The sequence below is a fragment of the Trebonia sp. genome (assembly GCF_030042015.1).
Taxonomy (GTDB): Bacteria; Actinomycetota; Actinomycetes; order Streptosporangiales; family Streptosporangiaceae; genus Trebonia.
Map to the genome: position 1 here is coordinate 12433 of NZ_JASIAL010000552.1, position 20079 is coordinate 32511.

Here is a 20079-nt window from a genome sequence, read left to right on the forward strand (position 1 = left end):
AGTTGGGTGGGCCGGACGTGGGTGGGCCGTACTTGCAGAGAGGATTGGCCGGATGACATCAGTTGCGCGAGCTCGCCGCCGGATCGCGGGCGGGGCGGTAACCGCCGTCGCCGCCGCCGTTATGGCCCTGGCGGCGGGGTGCACCTCCGCGGCCTCGTCCTCGAGCTCAGCGCCGGTCCCTGCGCCGGCGACCACGCCCGCGGCGCCCACGTCAGCGCCGGCGACCACCGCGGCGCCGTCGCCTACTTCCGCTACTCCTGCGCCGAGTTCCTCCGCCAGCGCCACCAGCCCGGCGAGGGCCGCGGGCGCCGCCCCCGCCTGCGCCACCGACATCCTCAAGGTCACCCCCGGCCTCGCCGAGGGGGCGGCCGGCTCTGCCTACCAGGTCATCGATTTCACGAACCTGTCAGGCGAGCCATGCACGCTGTTCGGCTACCCGGGGGTCGCGCTCGCGGGCGGCGCCCCGGTCACCCAGATCGGCGCGGCGGCCTCGCGCTCGACGGCGACCGCGGCCACGCTGGTCACGCTGGCCGCCGGCGGGACCGCGAACGCCCTGCTGCGGATCACCGATGCGGGCAACTACCCGACGTCCGAGTGCGACCCGGTCGCCTCGACCTACCTGCAGATCTATCCGCCGAACCAGACCACGCCCGTGTACGTGGCCTATACGTCGACGGGGTGCTCGTCGACCGCGGTGAACTTGCTGTCGGTCGGCGTGGTGCAGCCCGGCAGCGGCGGGTGAGGCTGCTCTGCCGCTCTGCCGCTCTGCCGCTCTGCCGCGGCGGCGGCCCGGGCTGGGTTCGCCTGGTCCGGTCGCGACCGCGTTCCCGGCCGGGCGCCGCCTCGTACGAAGGGACCTTGTTTTCAACTTGGGACCCGGGACGCAGCGTCGATGTCCCGTTTTATCATATTTTGTCCATGCCGCTGGGGTCCTATCTTGGCCCGGGCGCGCGACCGCGGGGGTCAGGCGACGGGGATCGCGGCGAGCAGGGCGCGGGTCCAGTCGCGATAGCCATCCTGGCTAGGGTGAAAGCTGTCGCAGGAGAACTTGCCCGGCCACGGGGGCGTGAAGTGCGTGGACACCGCGGCGACCGGCAGGTCGCGCTCGCTGGCGACCTCGCGGATGACCCGGTTGATGCGGTTGACGTACGGCACGCTCACCCGGCCGACGATCCCCAAGAACCCTCCGGCGGGCAGTGGCAGGTCGAGAACGACCGTCCCTTTGGGGATCGCGGCAAGCAGCGACCGCATGTCAGCGAAAAGCTTCGCCGGGGCGCTATAGAAGATGTCGTTCGCGCCGATGCCGACGGTCACCAGGTCGGGGGCCTGCGGGAGCTGCGGTACCTTCGGTACCTGCTCCGTCAGCACGTCGCGGATCAGCGCACCGGAGACGGAAAGGTTGAGCACTTGCCAGTGCTGCCCGGTCTTGCGGCGCAGTTGCTGCAGCGCCTGGCCGACATAGCCGCCCTCCGGGCCCGGGGCGCCAAGGCCCTGTGCGGTCGAGTCGCCGAGGACGACCCAGAGCGGCGCTGGTTCGGTTGCAAATTCGCGGTGGGCGAGCACCTGCTCGTTGTGCGCCCGCCAGTAGGAGGCGAACGTCGCGCAGTCCTGACGCATGGCGGCCACGCCGTCGGTCCAGCGGCCGAACTTTCCGCCGCGGAGCCCGGAGACTTCGGCGTAGGGGCTCCGGGTGACGACGGACGCCGCGGTCGCGACGATCTCCACCGGCGACTTCCGGTTTGCGCCGCTGCCCGAGATGGCATTTATCCAGGCAGGGCGGGATACCGCGGGTGCGTGCATGGCCAAGCTAGCTCCCCATCAGACATTGACGCCGAATGAACGACAGTAGGCGAGAAGATCGACACATGTCAACGCAGGGGTTACTAAGCGTTGCTCCTCACGGCCATGGTCGCAGAGGTCAGGCGTGTGCGGTGCCGGGATCGCCCGGGGTCGCCTGGGTTGCCCGGGCTTGGCGGGGCTTGCCCGGGCTTGGCGGCGGTCACGGTTGTTCGGCGTTCGAACTGCGGTCTCAAGATGTCTGCGGTGGCTGTGGCGTGCGGAGGCCTGGCGGGACCTCGCGCTGTTCCGCGCCCGCTGCGGGTACGACACATGCGCCAAGAACCGGTATGCTGTCTGCGTTCCACCTGCGTGTGCCTGGTGCCTCCTGGTGGGCTGCGGGGCTATGGCGCAGCTGGTAGCGCGTCTGCATGGCATGCAGAAGGTCAGGGGTTCGAATCCCCTTAGCTCCACTTGTTTTCCGGACCTCTGTTCGATTGTAAGTGACAATCCAAGTGACAATGGCTACGCGGTCTGCGTGTCGTCGTTGTCGTCGAAGATGTCGTCCATGACCGTCGCTCCCCCGCGGATCGCGGGCACAATCACGTGGCGGTAGACGGTCTCGGTGACGTGGGTTGACTTGTGGCCCACGGTGTCGCTGATGTCCTGGATCGAAACGCCGTTGCTGCTCATGATCGAGACCGCGGTGTGACGGCCTTCGTGGGCGTGCCAGTGGCCGATCCCTGCTCGGCGCGTCATCTTGGAGAAGCGCCAGTTGAGTTGGTCGGACGTGTACGGGGTTCCGTTCTCGTGGCAGAACACGAGGTTGTTGTCGTGCCAGGCTTCGCCGGCTCGCAGGCGTTCGTGATCTTGCCTAGCCTTGTGCGCCTTGAGTGCGACGATGGCGCGCTTCGGGAGGGTGAGCGAGCGCTTCGACTTGGGGGTCTTGGTGTCGCCGCTCTTGCTCGCCGAGCGCCATATGTGGGCCACTCCCCTAGTGAGGTCTACGTGATCCCAGGTGAGCTTGCGCAGCTCGCCGGGGCGTAGGCCGAGCGTGACCGACAGGACGAAGAGCGCTTCGAGCCGAAGGTTAGGGTCGTCGATGTCGTCGATGCCGAGTTGCGCGCGGCATGTACGGCACGTTGTCTCCTTTGGCTCTCGGCTCATTTCGGTGATCAGCGCGTCCGGGTGCGGCTTGGTGCCGCACGCCAGTTCGCCGGCCTCGGTAGCCGCGTGGGTCGCGCCGTAGCGGCCCTTGCTGGCCTTCACCACCTTGACGTAGCCGGTTCCCATGCCGCTCGCCGTCGTGAGCACCTTCGCGGCCTGGTCTTCGGTCATGGCCCGGGATGGGTGGCCCGGCTGGCCGGTCGGGAGGTCGATCAGCTCGACGACGTTCCTGCCGATGAGGTCGTGAACTTGCGCCCTGCGGATGGACCTGCGGAGTGTGCTCTTGATCATCATCAGCGAGCGCTTGCTGAGCGATTTGGCGAGTTCCCTGAAGAACCGATCGGCGTCCGTGGCGTTGAAGTCCTTGAGCTTGGTCGCGCCGATCTTCGGATAGATCCACTTCCCTGCCTGGCTGTGGAACGTGGCCATGGTGTGCGGGTCGCGCTCGATCGAGTCGAGCCAGTCCTTGACGCACTGCTCGATGGTGTACGTGGCCGGCGTGTGAATACCGGCCTTGATCTCCGTGTGGAGTTCGTCGAGCTTGTTCTTCACTTCGGCCTTTGTCCTGCCACGCGCGGTACGGCGAACGCGCTTGCCGTCGACAGTAAAGCCAAGGGAGATTGTGCCGACGTAGCACTTGTTGATCTTGTCCCACGAGATGCCGTCGTCGCCATGAGCGCGGTAACGCTTCTTCGGCTCCGACGGCGGTGGCGGGTTGACCATAGGGCGTCAGCTCCTTTCCGGGTTGACCTGCTCCTTCCTCTGACTGTACCTCAAGACGTCCCTTGACGTCCCTATGTAAGCATGCATACCCATGCGTATGTAGGTGCCAGCCCCATTGCGGCATAATGAGCGTGTGACTCGGGTCGTTCATGTGCCCTACGTCGTCGAGCAGGACGAGGACGGTGTCTGGTGCGCGTCTGCACAGCTCCGCCCTGGCGTTGGCGCGGTTGGCGACGGCCCGACGCAGGAAGAGGCAGTCGCCGACCTGCGCTCTGCGCTCGAAGCACTGCTCGATGTTGTTGGGCCACCAGACGAGTTGACCCTAACGCTCAATGTTGCCTGATTTCTGATAGCTTGCGACCTTGTGCCGAGCAGCATCCCGGACGTACCGGGAGCGAAGGTAGTCAAGGCGCTGCAAGGCGCTGGATTCGCTGTCGTGCGGATCAATGGCAGCCACCACGTGATGCAACACCCTGACGGACGCACAGTCCCGGTCCCAGTCCACGCGGGCCGGAACACTCCCAAGGGCACCTTGAGGAACATCCTGGCCATCGTCGGCATGACTCCGGACGAGTTTCGCGCACTGCTGTGACGTCATGCCGCGTCGTCGCCCTCCAGGGAGGCGACAAACGCGGCTAGCTGTTGCTCGGTGATTCGGCGGGACTTGCCGATCTTGATGCTTCGTAGCTGGCGAGTGCGCAGCAGGTAGTAGACCTTGTCGCGGCCGATGTGGAGCATCTCCGCGACCTGCTCGACTGTGTATGCCTGCAAGTTCGGCATCACCTCCTCGGGTTGTGGGGGTTGATTCCCTGGCGGCTCCCTTCGTTGGTTACTTAGTGTGATTGTTTATGTCTTTGTCTAACGGGTGTGTTCGCCGCTATAACGTGCAGACGCGCGGGTAGACGTAGACGTAGACAATCACGCAGTGTCATCGGCTATTGCGCGCCAGCGTCCGTGGCTGACTTGGATCACGCGACCTTGTCCGGCGAGGTCGCGTAGGCGTAGGTAGATCCATGGGCGACTCATGCCGGTCGCGGTCATCAGGTCGGGGACGGTGGTCCCTTCCTCCGGGGCGAGCACTAGGGCGACCCACAGCATGGCGTCCGGGGCGTCTGCCACGTCGGTGCTCATGGTGTCAGCGTCGGGTGACACCACGGTCCGATCGGGATAGAGATTTTCTTCTGCCGCCCGCTGAGAGACGGCATCGAGCCGCGGGCGGAAATCGGCGTAGTGGTTCGCGGTGGCTTCGACGGCCTGGTCGGTGACTAGGTAGGCACGGGCGCGTTTGGGGGTGTCGTGCTCGGCTGCGGCGATGAGGAACTTGCCGGGGGCGTTGAGCGTGTGGGCGTGCCAGCCCGCGGCGAGCATGCCCTGGCCGAGGATGAGGTCGACGTCCTTGCGTTCGCGGACGCGGAAGCTGATCCGCACGTCCATCTGTGAGCGGACGGCGCCTTGGCCCATGGCCTTCTGAGTCGGGCGCTGGGTTGCGGCGACAAGGTTGACGGCGACCGCGCGGCCGCGGCGGGCGACGGAGTCGGCGTGCCTGATGGCGTCCGGGGCATCATCGGCCAGCTCGGCGTACTCGTCGATGATGATGACCAGCGCGGGCAAGTCTGGGGATGGTTCCCAGACGCGCTGACCGCGTTCGGCGAGGAGAGCGGCTCTGGCTTCGAGGATCTTGACCGCGTCGGCAAGAAGAGCGCGGGCTTCGTCGGGCGTGGTGGCGAGACGGTCGATGCAGGATGCCCAGGGGCCGAGTTCCATGCCCTTCTTGAGGTCGACGGCCCAGATGACAACGTCTCGGCACGCGGCCAGGTTGCCCATCAGTACGTTGAGCGCTCCGCTCTTGCCTGCTCCGGTCGTTCCGCCGAACAGGACGTGCCGGCGCAGGAAGAGGACGCGGCACGATTCGGCGTCTTCGAACGGGCCAAGGTCGATTGGTTCGGTGATCGTGGTCGTGGCAGGGCCAGGCCATGGGATGGCGTCGGCGTGGGGTCGATGTCGAGGACTCTCAGCTCGCATCGGTTGGCCAGGTCGTCGGGGGTCGGGTAGACGCGGACGGCGCCGCGGAAGGTGCCGAGTCCGGATTCGATGGCGGGAACCTTCGCGATGACGTCGTTGATCGTCTGGCCGCGGGCCAGCCTGAGCCTGGCGCGCCAGCCCCAGACGTCGATCAAGGCGGACATGATCTGCGATCCGGTGAGACCGATCGCTCTGGCGATTTCTGGCCAGGATTCGAGTTGACGGTCGACGCGGACCTTCGCGCGGCGGCGACGGTTGGCCCACCACGGGATGCTGCATGCTGCGGTGAGGGCTACGGCGACAACGGGCATCGGTGGGGTCGCCGGGCCGATGGCGGTCGCGGCGGTGAGCCATCCGCCAGTCGTGGCGATGAGGGCTATGGCGTAGACGCGCTCGGCGGGGCGGTCGAGTATGGCCCACGCCTTCCGTGCCCACTCGGGTAGCGGAATGGCGAGAGCCGTTGTGAGTGCGAGTGTGGCTCCGGTCAACCAAGGCCACGTTCCATGGTGGGCACGGTGGAGGATCGCCGCGGCGATGGCTGTTACCGCGGCGACGGCGATCGGGGCAAGTTCAGAGCGGTAACGCCAGATTGTTCGGGCGACTGCCATCGTGGCCGACTCGGGGAGGCCGCTTCCGGAGTTGACAACAATCATCGGCTGGTAACCGTCGCGGCTCAGCCGGCGAGCGTGCCGACGGAGCTGGCGTCGCGTGGGGCCGCTGGTCATGGCCGCTCCCGGTGCTCGGGCGGTAGCTGGCCTTGAGCTTGGAGTTCGTCGCGAAGGTAGTAGAGGGCATCGCGCTCGCCGTCCGCGTCGGCGCTGAGCGTGGCTCGTGCGGCGGCGATGAGGTTGCGTAGGTCGTTGAGCGTGCTGGCCAGGCGACGGCGGAGACGGATGATCTCCGCGCATAGGAGCGGAATCGTGTCGAGCGCTCTGGCGAGCCTGTCCATGGCCGCGGTGGCGCTGTCGTGGCGGCTGGCTACCTCCTGAAGATCGGTGTCCGGGTGGTTGGCGGGTTCGGTCGTGATGACCACCTCCTTTGGGTTGCGGGCCGGTTCAGCCCTGGCCGGTGAGGGCGCGGACGATGGCGGTTACGGTGGTGCGGATCTCCGGGGCGAGGCTGCTCGTGGCAAGGAAGAAGCCGAATAGGATGCACACGAGACCGTGCCAGAGCTTCAAGGCGGAGTACCTGTGCAGCAGCCACACGGCGGCGGCGAGCATCACGACGAGCGAGACCGAGATGGCCATGTCTTGGCGATCACCTCCCTTCCCGCGCGGCGGTTGCGGCGGTGATGACCGTGAAGCGCTCCTCAGCGTTGCGGAGCTGGCGGAGGATGCGTGCCTTGACGTGGCAGGTGAGCGGCGTGTCCGGGCGGGCGACCAGGTCGGCCAGGACAGGTATCAGCGGGGCGTACTTGCGGGCCAGTTTCGCGGCTTTGGGGCCGGTGGTGTAGATGAGACCGACACCGTTGTCAGTAAAGTCCGCGGCCTTGACGACTCGCGCCCACGGGTGCGTTTCAAGGCTGGCGGCAACGTGTTCGCGGTACTGGTCGTGTTCGTCGGTCTTGGCAGCGTAGATGGGGTTAGTGAGTGCGGCGACCAGGTCGGCGACCTGCGGGCCGAAGCACGCGGTCAGGACCGCGAACGCGCCCGGCCGGTCGGCCGCCGACAGGTCGTCGGCATGGTCTTCGACCGTGTCGTGGAGCAGGGCGGCGCAGATGATGTCGGCGTCACGTACCTCGTAGTGGCAGGTGATCCGCAGTCCGACGCGGAGCAGGTGGTTGACGAATGGTTCGCGCTGGCGGTGGTCGAGTGCGTGCAGCCGGCTGGCGAGCTGAAGCGCTTGCTTGACCTTGCGCCGGCCGGCCGAATCGCCGAGCCGCGCGGTTTCGGTTGCGAAGCGTTCCCGTAGTCCGCGCTCACCGTAGAGGGCGGTGATTGCGTGCAGCGGCATCACGTCGACGATGCGCCGCTCGATGGTATGGCCCGCCTCGGCGTCGGTGCTGGTCTTCCAGATCGCGGAGTAGCCGCAGTCGCGGCACTCCCAACCCATCTGGAACTGGTCAGCGCCGATGCGAAGTTCGCATTCGAGGATGTCCGGCGAGCCGCATGCCGGGCACGGCTCGCCGATCATCCACTCGGGCGGGTGGCTCATCGGCCCTCACCGTCCGTGTGCCGCCAATCGGCGGCGGGTCCGGCAAGGCACTCTTCGCGGTCATCGCTGGCTTTGGCGTCGGCTGTCCTGCGGACGTAGACGCCGAGGAGTCGGCGGGTGAGACGGGCAATTGGGCTTGCTGCGTGGCTCGCCAACTCCTGGTATGGCGGTTCGGCGTGGATGCCGACGACCACCAGGACGAAAAGGAACAGAGCGAAGGCGGCTGCAGCGATGACGAGGGCGATGAGGGCGGTAAGCATCAGTTCTCAACCCCCTTCCTGACGGTGCGGCGTGAGGGCATCGCGCCGACGAATTGGCGGTCGGCGTCGCGGACGCGGCCAGTGCTGCGGCGGTTAATGCGGCGAGGTGGCTGCGCGGTCTTGCGTCGCCACGCGATACGGGCTTGGCACTTGCGGCAGAGACCCTTGGGCCGTTCGGCGACCGCGCCGCAAGGGCACTGACGACGCCTGGCCTCGGTTAGTGCGACGATGAAAGCGAGATTGTGCACCTGAACCTCCTTTCACTCGGCGCCGCCCGTTCTGCCTCGCTTGGCGGCTATGCGTTGTATGTGCAGAGTGCGGCAAGGAGTCAGGACGCAGTGACTACGCGATTGGACGAGCGGTGGACGTGACGGGACGTCCCCGCTAGGGTGAAGCCGTCCTAATACGTCCTGCGGGCACGGGTGGAATGCCGAACGAGAGGCTGCGAGCGCTCTTGCTGGAGCGGCGGGTAACTCCCGCCAAGCTCGCCGAAGCCGTGCGTGTAGACCCGAAGACCGTCGAGCGGTGGGTCGTGGCGGGGCGCATTCCGTACCGGAAGCACAGGTACGACGTGGCCACGTTCCTCGGCGTGGACGAGTCCTATATCTGGCCCGATGCGCTCGACCGCGACCAGATAGCCGCGGCCTCTGAGAGCGAGATCGTGGCAGTTTTCCCGCATCGCTGGGCCGTGCCAAGGGACACGTGGGGACATCTCTTCGAGCACGCTGAGCGAGAGATCGGCATCCTTGTCTACTCGGGGTACTTCCTCGCCGAAGACGCCGGCCTTCGTCAGTTGCTCACCGCGAAGGCCGAGGCCGGTGTCCGGGTGCGTATTCTGCTCGGTGACCCTGAAAGCCCGGTCGTCGTAGACCGGGGACATGCCGAAGGCATAGACGACACGATGCCGGCCAAGGTGCGCAGCGCTATCGCGATGCTACGGCCGTTGTCGATGGTCGAGAACGCCGAGATTAGGCTGCATGGCACCGTCTTGTACAACTCGATATATCGGGCCGACGAGCAGCTGTTGGTTAATACCCACATCTACGGAGTCATGGCCAACAACGCGCCGGTATTCCACTTGCGCAAGATTCCTGGCGGCGACATGGCGGCTACCTACCTGGAGAGTTTCGAGCGGGTCTGGGCTGTCGCGAAACCGTACGAAGGGAACCGGGCGTGAGTCCCGGCAGGATCGATTACTACGATGATCCCGCCGCGCCTGCGGCGAACAGCCTCGTTCCGTCCGTCAACGTGGTCGTGGTCAACGACGCGGGCGAGATCCTGATGATTCGGCGGTCGGACAACGACAACTGGGCGGTTCCTGGCGGGGCGATCGACCTGGGGGAATCCGTAGCTCAGGCGGCGGTTCGCGAGACTCGGGAAGAGTCCGGCATCGACTGCGAGATCACCGGAGTCGTCGGGATCTACTCGGACCCGAAGCACGTGATCCTGTACACCAGCAACGGCGAAGTTCGGCAGGAATTCTCTATCGTGCTGACCGCTCGTCCGCTCAGCGGTCAGCCGACGCCGAGCAGTGAGTCGAGCGAGGTTCGCTGGGTGCCTACGTCGGTCGTTCGCGAGTACACGATGGACCATTCAATGCGTATCCGGATAATGGATTACCTGGAACGCAAGGCGTCGCCGGTCATCACGTAGCTGCTCTAATGAGCGAGACAGAGACGCTGGTTGGTACGCAGCACGCTCGAAATGAGGGATGGCTCGGCTTTCCGGATGAACCTTGTTACGACGCTGTGCGGGCCGTAGCGCTCGGCTATCTCTGAGATCCGGTCGTTGACGGAAACCACGTTGCCGGCCGGAGTCGTGGTCATGTCACAGTAGGCCAACGCATCGGCCAGCCGTGCGTCTGGACTCTCGAACTCGGCGGACAGCTCGGCGGCAAGGCCACGCTCTTCGGCTTCGATGATCGCGCACGAGTGATAGGCGACCAGGCTGCACAGCGCCCGGTCTGCGTGCTCCCCGTCGCGGAGGTAGCGGGCACCGTCGAGGGGATGAAAGCCCGTGTCGACCAGGTCCAGCGAGTATCCGATGTCATGGAGCCACGCGGACGCTTCGAGCAGCTCGGCGTCGCCGCCGAGGATTGGAGCGAGCGAGCGGGCTTGTCCGGCGACACCTTGGACGTGCGCCCAGCGGCGAGGCAGCGGGACTTCGAGGAGGGTGCGGGCCAGTTGAGCGGCCCAAACGGCTTGACTCACAAGATCCGAGGCTACGCACAGTGCAAGGGACGTGCACGGACGCGGCATACCGTCTGGGGACGTCTCGCCACACCCAGCGGTCACGCGCCCGCGTTCGTTAGACAACGGGATTGACGACGACGGCTCAGGCGATGCCCCAAGGGCGACAAGCAAGAGGCTGCGCTCGTCCCCGATGACCGCAAACAGGCTAGAGGCGTTACGATAGCGGACTTCTATCCTCAGGATGTCAGATTCCTGCATCACGTCGATATCGCTGGCTGGGAACCGCGCCTTGAGCAGCTCGGCAACTCGCGACGCTGGCGGCAGGGTCATGACGCCGCCAGTTCTGGCAGGGAAGGCGAGAACGGTGCCCACGCAATCCTGCCGTCGTTGCGGCGCTGCGCCGTCCATCCGTACCCCGTGCGCACATAGTCTGAGGTCAGTGACTCGATACTGAGCGCGGCGAGCGCCTTCTCCACTCGTGCCGTGTTCGCGTGGCCACCTCGTATCCATGACTCCGCGGCCTGACGTGCTCTTGCCTCATCATCGGTGACCCCCTTCCCACGATGAGTGGGGCCGCTTGCTTCCCACAGCCAGACAATCACGAGCGTCGATCCCGCCTTTCTCTGCTTGGCTGAGGTCGGCGAATGGCGCCGACCCGACGTTGGATCGGTGATCAAGCCTCTCGTGAAGGCTGGAACTTCTAAACAACGACTAGGGACTTCTAGGGACGTCTTCTGCTAACGTCGAGGACGTGAACGAGCCGCTACGGCAAGCAATGCTGCGGGCGCGACTTCGCGAAGTCGATGTCGCGGCACGTATGGGCGTAGATCCCAAGACCGTTCGTCGCTGGCTAAACGGACGCATGCCCTACGCGAGCAACCGCGCAGAACTGGCAGACCTGGTAGGCATGGATGAAGCTGACCTGTGGCCCGACGCGGGAGGTCCGCTGACCGGACGTGCGCGGCCAGAAGAGCTGGGAGCGGTCTACGCGCACCGCTGGGCGGTTCCACGCGATGTGTGGGCATGCTTGTTCGAGTCAGCAGAGCACGAGATTGGCATCCTTGCCTACAGCGCCTTGTTCCTCGCCGAGGACGCGGGCTTGCTCAGCATCATCGGGGATAGGGCGAGCCGCGGTGTGCGAGTGCGGATCGCGCTCGGAGATCCTGACTGCGCTGCCGTTGCCCAGCGCGGTAAGGAAGAGGGCATCGGCGACGCGATGCCCTCGAAAGTCCGCAACGCGCTTACGCTGTACCGACCACTGATGGCGTCAAAGAATGTCAACATTCGCTTGCACCAGACTGTCTTGTACAACTCGATATACCGGGCGGATGAACAGCTTTTTGTCAACCAGCACGCCTATGGTATCCCAGCTGCCCATGCGCCGGTATTTCGCTTCTGCAAATCGCAAAGCGGTGACATGACTACAGCCTATTTCGACAGTTTCGCAAGGGCGTGGTCCGGTTCGCGAGCCATGTCACAATAGGGTGGTACGCCAAGAACCCTCCACCGGGGACAAAACTGGATCGAACTAGTGACTCATTGCTGGAACGAGAACATTCGGATCGGCTGTAACATGCAACAAAGTTTGCGGCTGCATGTACCAAGTCTGTTTAGATTCCAAGCTTTTGGCTTACATAGGCTGTGATCAAGCTCTGAACGATCTTCGTGGCACTGCCCATAAATAGCCCCGGCGCTCGGTCTTTGATCCGCTTCCAGACCTCAACTTGCTTGTCCTGACCGAGGTCAGCCTCCGTACGAAGACGCTCCAGGTCTTCCAGCACGAGCAGTCGTGTATGTTGGTCGATCTCCTCGGTGTCAAGAAGATTCTCAAGCTGATAGATGTAGTCTTGGCGGTTGGCCCATGGCAGCGGCTCCCCACACCCATCACAGAACTTGGGTGGCGCATACTTCGTCATCGCACCCACAAGGCCAGTTTCCATTCCGCGAATCCGGATGTTGCAAGTCGGGCATCGCCCGATAATCTGAGCGCCGCACTCGTTGCAGAAGCCAAGATCTCTGGAGGGAGCAACGGTAAGCGTAATCTCTATCGGATGGCCTCGGCGGCATACTGTAGCGGCCCGTGGTCCTTCCTCATTGACCCAGCTGTCACCGGGGCGCCAGAAGGTGGGATCAGGCTGTAGCGGGCGTGGTGGCCGTCGCGACTGTCCGTACATAATGATCCTTAAGGAGAACTGGCTCAGGCGCCACATAGGCTAAGGCTCGCTGATCCTTGCGGCAAGGAGCCGCGCCGTTCAAGTCCTCTGGCTGGGGCTTCGCAAGCCTCGCACTTGGCCATCCCTCCGATAGGTGTCCCTGAATCCCTGTCGAGGGCGGCGCTACAGGGTGCTGCTCGCCGTCGAAGACGCGACCGGAGGGAGACCCCTGATGGCGAACTCAGGGGCTTCAGGATCAGGTGCCAGAGAGATGGCGGCTCTTGCACCCGAGCGCCTAGAACAGATCCAGTGGCGCGACGGTCGCCGCCTTGCCCGAGTAAAGGCCACTGCAAACGCGGCAGCGCTGATGTCCTAGAGCCGGTCACAGTCCCGAGGAGCCCCGTCGACCTGAACAAGCGACGTGCCTCGCCCGGCCAACTCGCAATCTCGCGCGGCGCTTCCGCGTGCGCAGCACCCTTTCCACGCGGCGCGCTTCGCGCTTGGAAGCGCACAAAAGAGCCGATCTCACGGCATCTCACGGCCGACCTCAGAAATGATCAAGGCGCGAGCCGTGGCTCGCAGGACGAATGACTGCTGAGAACGAACCGGACCTGTGATGGGATGCTGCTCCCACTCTGGCAACAGAGGACCTAGTGACGATGCGGAACGACCTTATCTACTCTATGGTTGCTCCATGTCCCTTCCATCGGGTGAAGCCGCTCTCACCGCGGCCGAGCTTGTTGTGGCTAGAAAGCCTAGCGACGATGCTGGGGCGATCACGGCTGACGATTATGACTGGCAGGCAGCCATGGCTGCTGCTGATGGTCTTGCCTTGTATCTCAAGGCCCTAGGTGAGGATGGGCGCCTTGCGACTGGCGGTGACACCCGGATCTTGTGCGAGTACCACGAAGATTGGGTCGTTATGCAAGCTTCCGATGCTGAGCTAGTGTCCGGAAAGCATAAGGAAACCTCCTACGGGGCTTATACGACTGTCTATGCGCTCACAACCGACGGTGGTCTAGCGCACTTGCTCACTCGCTGGCATGCGATGAATGAGAAGCCTACGTGTCGACTCGTGACCACTCCTGGTCTGTCACGCGGTGAAACGCAAGAGTTGAAGTCGACAGTCGAATACTTGCGCACGCAGCGACTAGCGGGAGAGGAACTCTCCTGTGACGGACATCACGCCGTCTCTGTTAATCGCTTGGCGAAGGCACTAATAAGAAATCCGGAAGGCTTGCCAGCTCTGTGGCAGGCTGCCAGGAGTCCCGGACAGTCTCCTAACGATGAGCAACGCGCACAAGTCGGCCGGTTCCTCTCGATGCTTACGATCCAGGATGGCAGCCTTCCCCGTATGCACGTGGGACATGCCGCTCCGAGTATGTATTGTAAGCCTATCCTCAGGCGCATAGGTCACCCAAATTTCCCGCCCGAAGAAATTTGGGAAGCTGTAATTAGTCTGTTTAGAGCCCGTATGCGCGCGGCTGGACCACGAGCTGAAGGGGCTCTTCCGCCGGTCCTTGCATACCGACCAGGTGCTCATCTGCCGAGTCCTGGGGAAATGGAGCGCGGGCTTGCCGTTCGTATCGTTACCCTAGACGATATAGATGTCGCCCTTCGGACGGCCATTGCTCATCCTGGCGCGTATTTCCCCATCGCGCCACTCCCCCATACTAGCCGGATGGCTATTAAGATGGTTCGGGGAAAATGCATCGACAATAGTATTGAGCGCGCGGAGCACCTTAGATTGGACTATCGACAGTATTGGCGCGGGCGCGCAGCTAGCGATCCCGCTGCGAAGGCAATCCAGGAAAGATTGTGGCGGGTGCTTCTACGTGTAAGTGACGCGGCTACGGCCTCCGTCATCAATGAAACTGCGCAAGACGATTCGTGGGGTCCACGTCTGTGGGACGAACTTCAGACCCGGGTCAATAATATTCCTCTGGTGGATCGACCTGCGGATATGGATGCCGAATTGCTACTTGGCGGCATCTGCGAGCTGTCTAACCGATGTCGGGTCTGGTTCAGTAATCGTTTCGATGTAGATGCCGAGCGTACCCGAATGCGAACGGCGCTAGGAGTGATTTCGTCATGACTAATCCGGGCGCATCTAATGATTTGGCCTTGCTTCGTGATGATCTTGCTTACCACCAGGCGCGAGTACTCATCTTGATCGACGCCGTCGCCGGAACTCCACGTAACGCAAATAAGCTTGACGGGCTTACCAAGCTAGCCAAACTAGATTTTCTTCTCCGATATCCCGCGCTTGCGCCGAAGGTTCTTGATTCTCTCGATCCGGACGACAATCGTCTACATCTGTCCACCGAGCAAACGGACCGACCCACGGATGTTGAGTCGCCAATGGTCCGCTACAAGTACGGTCCCTGGGATCACCGGTACTATCCGGTGATTGGTGCTTTGGTTAGTCGCGGACTTGTGCGCTATGCGAAGGGCAGACGTGGTAACGTCGCACTAGCACCGACTACGGCAGGCCGCCGGTTTGCTCGCGATCTTGCCGCAACCACTGGCTGGGCTGAGGTCCGCGACCGTAGTATGGCCATTGCGGAAGCTTCTGCAGGACTCACCGGGAACGCTCTAAAAGATTTGATCTATGGACGACTGGCCGAACTTATGGACCGTCCTCAACGAGAGGTGATCCAATGACGACAAGATTTCGCATCGAAGCCGTTTTGCTAAATACGACGGAAGGTGATGTCTTGTATGACTTCCCATCTGACCTCACAGTTCTTGCGGGCAAGACAGGCGTAGGCAAGACAACGCTCCTAGAGCTGATCAAGTTCGGCTTCGGGGGTAACGCAGTACTGGCCGATGTCGCACGAGAACATGTTAATTATGTCACGCTAAATGTTGCTCTCGGCGAGTCTCGGTTGCAGATTTCGCGTAGTATTGATCCAGTGAAACGCAATCTTGCCCGCGTTACAGATCTCAAGACCCTCGAACGCCTCCCTGATCACCGTGTTGCTAACGGGCACCCTAGTCTTAATACACTCCTCATGGCGGCGCTTGGTTTGCCTGACGATATGCGCGCGCCAGCTCGAACGGGATCTAGCAGTAGGCCTGGTTCCCGAATTTCGTTTTCAGACATTTTTTCGTTTTTGTACATTCCCCAGTCGGCGATAAACAGGGATATTGCGCATAGTCAAGAGTCGTACCGTGAGCCCACCCGCAAGACGGTCTTTGAACTCCTATTCGGACTAACTGATGCGGAAATTCAGGCCTTGCGCTCTAGATTCAACGCTCTTAATGGTCAGATAAACGATGCCGAAAAAGAATATATAGCGATAGTGTCGTTTCTGCGGACTAGCAACACGACAGGACGTGAAGAAGCTGAACTTCTTTTGTCTGACGCCGTTGCCAACCAGGCAGCAGCTGAAGCAGAGCTAGTCGTTCTTCGTGAAGAGATTGATCCAGTCGCTGACCGTGAGACGCAGGCATTGCGCGACCTCCTAACCGAGGCCGAGCGCAGTCTCGCTGATGCCCGTGGCATGGTTACTGAACTTGGTAGGCAGCAAGTTGAATACACTAACGAACGCCATAGAGTTCAGACTGACCTAGCTCGCCTTCATCGGATGCGTGAAGCCGGTGAACGCCTCGCGAATATTGAATTTGCTGTATGCCCTAGATGCATGCAATCACTGATCAGCCTATTCCGCGAAATACCTGAGGGCTGTTGTCGTGTTTGTTTGCAGCCGGATCCAGTCCTCCCTGAAGACGCGATTTATTCCGAGCAATACGAATTCAGTCAGCTGGCAGATCAACTTCAGGAGATGGATGACCAACTTTATGCAATCGCTCAACAATTGACGGTCGCCATGCAAGCTGCGACGGATCGCGAGCAGCTCGTTCAAGGGCTAACCGCCAAGATTGATACAAGAACATCTGAGCGCGTTACGCCGCGTCTTCAGGCGTACAGCGATGCGGTTGCTCGGTTCAGCGCGGCTCGCGTGCAACAAGAGCAGTTTGAGCTAATTCTTCGACAGTGGGATCGAGCTGATGATCTAGGAGCGCGCGTTAGGGGACTGCGTGCAGAACGCGAGGCTGTACGGGCATCGATAGAAAAATCGCTGAATGAGCTAAGTCAGCGACGCCGAGAAGTTCTGGACAACCTCAATGAGGAATTCCACGATACTGTGATGACGCTGGGAATTCCAGGCGTACAATCAGCAGCGATCAGCCCCACCACTTACTTGCCGCTGCTGGATGATCAGTCCTATACCACATTTAGTCCACCTGGAGGCGGGATAGTTACGGCAACTCAGGTGGCGTATTGGACGTCACTACTTGCGGTTGCTTTGCGTGATCCTCAATCGATTTATCCAGCATTTCTCATGCTCGACACTCCTCGGTTGGCGGTTAACACGTCGGAGGAACTCGCCGCAGCACTTTATCGGCGACTAGTACAGCAAGCCGGAACCGAGCCCGGACGTGTTCAGCTTATTATTGCTGACAATGAGCTACCTGCGGAGTATCGGCGCAATTATCCTGAAATTGTCTTCACTTATGACTCGCCAACGATCTCTACAGTACGCCATCCAGGCCCAACTAGGGTTCGTACAATCGGAGACATTCCTGATAGCGAACCAGACCGTAACAGCCGATCCAACACGCGCCGCCTTGGGCGAGCGCGGTTGTGACCCGAGTTGGCTCACGATCGCGGTTTCGTGTGGAGCGCAGCGCGCTGACCTTCGGGTTTGCAGTTGGTGAGGGCTGAATTTGCGCACTAGGCGGGGCCCGTAGAGTGGCCTGGTGCCGTACATGCGGACAGTAAAGACCACGTCGGGTGCGACCGCGGTGCGGGTCGTATGGTCCTCGCGGCGCGGGTCCCGGGAGATCGAGCACATGGGCTCCGCCCACGACGAGGCAGAGCTGGAGGCGCTGAAGGCCGCAGCACAGCAGCGGATCGCGGCCGGGCAGCTGGAGCTCGATCTCCGGCTGGGCGGTCCGGGCCCGTCCGGGCCGCTGCCGATCACCTCCTCGCGGATGAGTCACCTGGTGGACGCCTTGGAGCACGCTTACCCGGGTGCTGGGGCTGGAGGACGCGGCGGGCGGGGACGAGGTCTTCCGGCACCTGGTGCTGGCCCGGATCATCGAGCCGGTCAGCAAGCTCGACAGCCTGCGGGTCCTGGAGGAGGCCGGGGTCGCGCCGGCGTCGTACGCGACGGTCAAGCGCCGGCTGCCGGAGTACGCGCAGCAGGAGTGGCGGCAGCGGCTGTCGGCGGCCTGCGCCGCGCACGCCCGGCTGGGGCCGGCCAGCCTGGTGCTCTACGACGTGTCCACGCTCTACTTCGAGACTGACCAGGGCGACGGGTTCCACGAGCCGGGGTTCTCCAAGGAGCGGCGGCTGGAGCCGCAGATAACCATCGGGCTGCTCACCGGGCAGGACGGGTTCCCGCTGATGGTCTGCGCCTTCGAGGGCAACCGGGCCGAGACGAAGACGATGCTCCCGGTGATCGAGAAATTCATGGCCTCCCACCGGCTTCCCGACGTCACCGTGGTCGCGGACGCGGGGATGATCTCGGAGGCCAACCAGAAGGCGATCGAGGCCGCCGGGCTGTCTTTCATCCTCGGGATGAAGATCCCGGACGTGCCCTACCAGGTCGCCCGGTGGCGCCGGGAGCATCCCGGCCAGGACATCCCCGACGGCCACGTCTTCACCCAGCCCTGGCCCGCCGGACCGTCAGCCAGGCGCCGTGACCAGGTGATCTATTACCAGTACCGGGCTGACCGGGCACGGCGGACGCTGCGCGGGATCGATGAGCAGGTCGCTAAGGCGGCCAAGGCCGTCGCGGGGCTGGCCCCGGTGAAGCGGAACCGGTTCATCGCCCTCGACGGCGCCGTGAAGAGCGTGAACCGCGATCTGGAGGCGAAGGCCAGGACCCTGGCCGGAATCAAGGGCTACGTCACCAACCTCGCGGCCCGCCCGGATGGCACTCCGGTCACCGCGGACTTCGTGATCGGGAGCTATCACCGGCTTTTCGAGATCGAGAAATCGTTCAGGATGTCGAAGAGCGACCTGCAGGCCAGGCCGGTCTACCACCGCAAGCGCGATTCCATCGAGGCCCACCTCACCGTCGTCTTCGCGGCCCTAGCCGTCGGACGGTGGATCGAGGCCCAGACGGGCTGGTCAATAAGGAAATTCGTCAAGACCGCCCGCCGCTACCGCACCATACAGATCCAGGCAGGACGGCAAACCATCACCGCGGCTGACCCTCTCCCCGACGACCTCCGCCAGGCCCTCGACGCCATCACCCGCGACAGCCGAGGTGCGCACTAGTTTGAGCCAACTCGGGAACACGCGCCGCCTTGGGCGAGCGCGGTTGTGAGCCTGATGAGTCGGTCGGTCACAGGAACAACTCCTTGCGCCAACCGGTTTGGCTGGATGATATACTCCCAGGCTCAAGTGGTCAGCATTCCTGCCACTATTCTTTGCAGCATGGGAGCATTCAGATTAATCTGGGCGGCAGCCACTTGTGCGAATCCAGGCTTGCCGGTGATGAAAACTGAACACTTTGGTCCAGCTTCATAGAACTTAATGGGGAACGTTCGTGTAACTATGTGGGACTGCCCTGTTATTTCAAACTTGAGCATATCATCGCGTTGAAAGAGATCTGACCAGGGTGTTCGCAGATTCCATCGCTGCATCTCAGCGACGCGAGCCGCAAATATCTCATTGGGGGTGAGGACAGCAGTGTCCGGACGCATTGGCCCAATCAGATTCTGCAGTGCAGCCAGGCAGAACCCTGGCTTTCCTCTAATGGTTAGCTGAAACTTGGCGCCAGACTCCCGGGAGGATAGCCAATTGCGTTCTTTTACGTAATCTGCGCTCTGTATGGATATCCTGATCTCGGCAGGACGAGCAAGGATGTCACGGATCTTGACTGCGAGGGGCAGGGATACATCGACGCTTGCCGCAACGGTAGGAGTTATCACGAGGTCCATCGGCACTGGGCACCTCCTGATTTGGGCGTCGCTCTGTACTTATAGTAATGTAGAAATACTTCCAGTGAAAGCGCACATTCTGAACCACAGTTGCTCTATATCCCCCAATCAGAGTCGTTTTTGTCCCATAAGCCCCACTTACTGTAGTCATGAAATATGACGCAGGGCTCTCTGCGAGTGAACTCTGGCCTCACAGCAGACCGATGTGCCTGAGGTCATCGGTCGACCCGCGGGCACGAATCACAACTATCGAGCGGTACCCAGACGACGAAACCGGGGGTCAGTGCAGTTAGCTGCCCCAGATGTCAGGTGAGTCGGCACGTGCGCCCGCGGACAGGCTTCCTGCCCGCGCCGCCCGTCGGCAACGGCTTTTACAGCTTCGTCTATGCGGCTTGCACACTACAGTTCCGATATTACCGATGGTGTAGACGATATCACTAATGGTGACCAAAGGTGCTGCGCCCTTCAGGGCGCAGCCCGCTCCCGGTCATCACGGAACGTAATGTCCACCGGATCGATGCATTGAAGTCTGCCAATTAAGCGGGCATGCGAAGCGGCCGTTTCTATTGTTTTAATCGTGACAAGAAAACTAAATGAAACGGCCGCGTGGATTAGCATACCGGACTTCCGCGAGGTCTGCAAGGAAGCCGATTCTGAAATCCGTCGGGAATT

21 protein-coding genes, 1 tRNA gene and 1 pseudogene are annotated in these 20079 nt (G+C 62.5%); 10 read left to right on the forward strand and 13 right to left on the reverse strand.

The genetic code is table 11. The features are described 5' to 3' along the window. Nucleotides 1-52: 52 nt before the first annotated feature. Entirely contained in the window at nt 53-742 is a 690-nt protein-coding gene (locus tag Q1N79_RS29570; protein ID WP_300614404.1) for a DUF4232 domain-containing protein, read from the forward strand. Between the two features lie 221 nt (nt 743-963). Here Q1N79_RS29570 and Q1N79_RS29575 read toward each other — a convergent pair whose 3' ends face one another. Beyond that, nucleotides 964-1725: an SGNH/GDSL hydrolase family protein gene (locus Q1N79_RS29575; protein ID WP_300614405.1), complete on the reverse strand. Its 762-nt coding sequence runs from the start codon at nt 1723-1725 to the stop codon at nt 964-966. A 451-nt stretch (nt 1726-2176) separates the two neighbouring features. Between Q1N79_RS29575 and Q1N79_RS29580 the strand changes: the two genes are divergently transcribed. Further along, nucleotides 2177-2249, forward strand: a tRNA-Ala gene (locus Q1N79_RS29580). A gap of 52 nt (nt 2250-2301) precedes the next feature. Here Q1N79_RS29580 and Q1N79_RS29585 read toward each other — a convergent pair. Then, on the reverse strand, nt 2302-3666 hold the full coding sequence (locus Q1N79_RS29585; protein ID WP_300614406.1) for a tyrosine-type recombinase/integrase: 1365 nt from the start codon (nt 3664-3666) through the stop codon (nt 2302-2304). A 133-nt stretch (nt 3667-3799) separates the two neighbouring features. Between Q1N79_RS29585 and Q1N79_RS29590 the strand changes: the two genes are divergently transcribed. After that, nucleotides 3800-4009: a hypothetical protein gene (locus Q1N79_RS29590; RefSeq protein ID WP_300614407.1), complete on the forward strand. Its 210-nt coding sequence runs from the start codon at nt 3800-3802 to the stop codon at nt 4007-4009. 21 nt (nt 4010-4030) lie between these two features. Further along, nucleotides 4031-4258, forward strand: coding sequence for a type II toxin-antitoxin system HicA family toxin (locus Q1N79_RS29595; RefSeq protein ID WP_300614408.1), 228 nt, complete (start codon nt 4031-4033; stop codon nt 4256-4258). Between the two features lie 2 nt (nt 4259-4260). Here Q1N79_RS29595 and Q1N79_RS29600 read toward each other — a convergent pair whose 3' ends face one another. The 7 genes from Q1N79_RS29600 to Q1N79_RS29630 all read right to left on the reverse strand — a co-directional run bounded on the left by Q1N79_RS29600 (nt 4261) and on the right by Q1N79_RS29630 (nt 8102). Beyond that, the gene (locus tag Q1N79_RS29600) at nt 4261-4437 is read right to left on the reverse strand and encodes a helix-turn-helix domain-containing protein (protein ID WP_300614409.1); all 177 of its coding nucleotides are present in this window, start codon (nt 4435-4437) and stop codon (nt 4261-4263) included. A gap of 147 nt (nt 4438-4584) precedes the next feature. Next, complete coding sequence (locus Q1N79_RS29605) at nt 4585-5490, reverse strand: hypothetical protein (RefSeq protein WP_300614410.1); 906 nt, start codon at nt 5488-5490, stop codon at nt 4585-4587. Further along, the gene (locus Q1N79_RS29610) at nt 5490-6341 is read right to left on the reverse strand and encodes a hypothetical protein (protein ID WP_300614411.1); all 852 of its coding nucleotides are present in this window, start codon (nt 6339-6341) and stop codon (nt 5490-5492) included. The genes Q1N79_RS29605 and Q1N79_RS29610 overlap by 1 nt, the downstream gene beginning before the upstream one ends. 68 nt (nt 6342-6409) lie before the next feature. Next, nucleotides 6410-6721, reverse strand: coding sequence for a hypothetical protein (locus Q1N79_RS29615; protein WP_300614412.1), 312 nt, complete (start codon nt 6719-6721; stop codon nt 6410-6412). Between the two features lie 22 nt (nt 6722-6743). Then, the gene (locus Q1N79_RS29620; protein ID WP_300614413.1) at nt 6744-6935 is read right to left on the reverse strand and encodes a hypothetical protein; all 192 of its coding nucleotides are present in this window, start codon (nt 6933-6935) and stop codon (nt 6744-6746) included. A 10-nt stretch (nt 6936-6945) separates the two neighbouring features. After that, on the reverse strand, nt 6946-7842 hold the full coding sequence (locus Q1N79_RS29625) for an HD domain-containing protein (protein ID WP_300614414.1): 897 nt from the start codon (nt 7840-7842) through the stop codon (nt 6946-6948). Beyond that, nucleotides 7839-8102: a hypothetical protein gene (locus Q1N79_RS29630; RefSeq protein ID WP_300614415.1), complete on the reverse strand. Its 264-nt coding sequence runs from the start codon at nt 8100-8102 to the stop codon at nt 7839-7841. The genes Q1N79_RS29625 and Q1N79_RS29630 overlap by 4 nt, the downstream gene beginning before the upstream one ends. A 427-nt stretch (nt 8103-8529) precedes the next feature. Here Q1N79_RS29630 and Q1N79_RS29635 point away from each other — a divergent pair, with 427 nt between their 5' ends. Together Q1N79_RS29635 and Q1N79_RS29640 are read left to right on the forward strand one after the other, a co-directional pair. Then, complete coding sequence (locus tag Q1N79_RS29635) at nt 8530-9279, forward strand: XRE family transcriptional regulator (protein ID WP_300614416.1); 750 nt, start codon at nt 8530-8532, stop codon at nt 9277-9279. Further along, a complete protein-coding gene (locus Q1N79_RS29640) occupies nt 9276-9755 on the forward strand; it encodes an NUDIX hydrolase (protein WP_300614418.1) in 480 nt (159 codons plus the stop codon). The genes Q1N79_RS29635 and Q1N79_RS29640 overlap by 4 nt, the downstream gene beginning before the upstream one ends. Nucleotides 9756-9760: 5 nt before the next feature. On the opposite strand, the gene Q1N79_RS30895 is transcribed toward Q1N79_RS29640, so the two are convergent. Continuing rightward, nucleotides 9761-10702 carry an HD domain-containing protein gene (locus Q1N79_RS30895; protein ID WP_367185156.1) on the reverse strand — a complete coding sequence of 314 codons (942 nt, stop codon included), beginning with the start codon at nt 10700-10702 and terminating at the stop codon, nt 9761-9763. 343 nt (nt 10703-11045) lie between these two features. Between Q1N79_RS30895 and Q1N79_RS29650 the strand changes: the two genes are divergently transcribed. After that, nucleotides 11046-11777, forward strand: a complete 732-nt coding sequence (locus Q1N79_RS29650; protein ID WP_300614419.1) for a helix-turn-helix transcriptional regulator — start codon at nt 11046-11048, stop codon at nt 11775-11777. Nucleotides 11778-11904: 127 nt separating this feature from the next. Here the strand turns inward: Q1N79_RS29650 and Q1N79_RS29655 are convergent, their stop codons facing one another. Then, nucleotides 11905-12504: a DUF2321 domain-containing protein gene (locus tag Q1N79_RS29655; RefSeq protein WP_367185157.1), complete on the reverse strand. Its 600-nt coding sequence runs from the start codon at nt 12502-12504 to the stop codon at nt 11905-11907. 2034 nt (nt 12505-14538) lie between these two features. On the opposite strand from Q1N79_RS29655, the gene Q1N79_RS29660 reads away from it, so the two are divergent. The 3 genes and pseudogenes from Q1N79_RS29660 to Q1N79_RS29670 all read left to right on the forward strand — a co-directional run bounded on the left by Q1N79_RS29660 (nt 14539) and on the right by Q1N79_RS29670 (nt 18742). Further along, a complete protein-coding gene (locus Q1N79_RS29660; protein ID WP_300614420.1) occupies nt 14539-15111 on the forward strand; it encodes a hypothetical protein in 573 nt (190 codons plus the stop codon). Then, nucleotides 15108-17102: an AAA family ATPase gene (locus Q1N79_RS29665; protein ID WP_300614421.1), complete on the forward strand. Its 1995-nt coding sequence runs from the start codon at nt 15108-15110 to the stop codon at nt 17100-17102. The genes Q1N79_RS29660 and Q1N79_RS29665 overlap by 4 nt, the downstream gene beginning before the upstream one ends. 157 nt (nt 17103-17259) lie before the next feature. Further along, nucleotides 17260-18742: pseudogene (locus tag Q1N79_RS29670) on the forward strand (IS1634 family transposase). A 122-nt stretch (nt 18743-18864) separates the two neighbouring features. Here Q1N79_RS29670 and Q1N79_RS29675 read toward each other — a convergent pair. Further along, nucleotides 18865-19413, reverse strand: coding sequence for a hypothetical protein (locus Q1N79_RS29675; RefSeq protein ID WP_300614423.1), 549 nt, complete (start codon nt 19411-19413; stop codon nt 18865-18867). A gap of 459 nt (nt 19414-19872) precedes the next feature. Next, nucleotides 19873-20079, reverse strand: a 207-nt coding sequence (locus Q1N79_RS29680; protein WP_300614424.1) for a hypothetical protein, incomplete at its 5' end; no start/stop codon positions are given.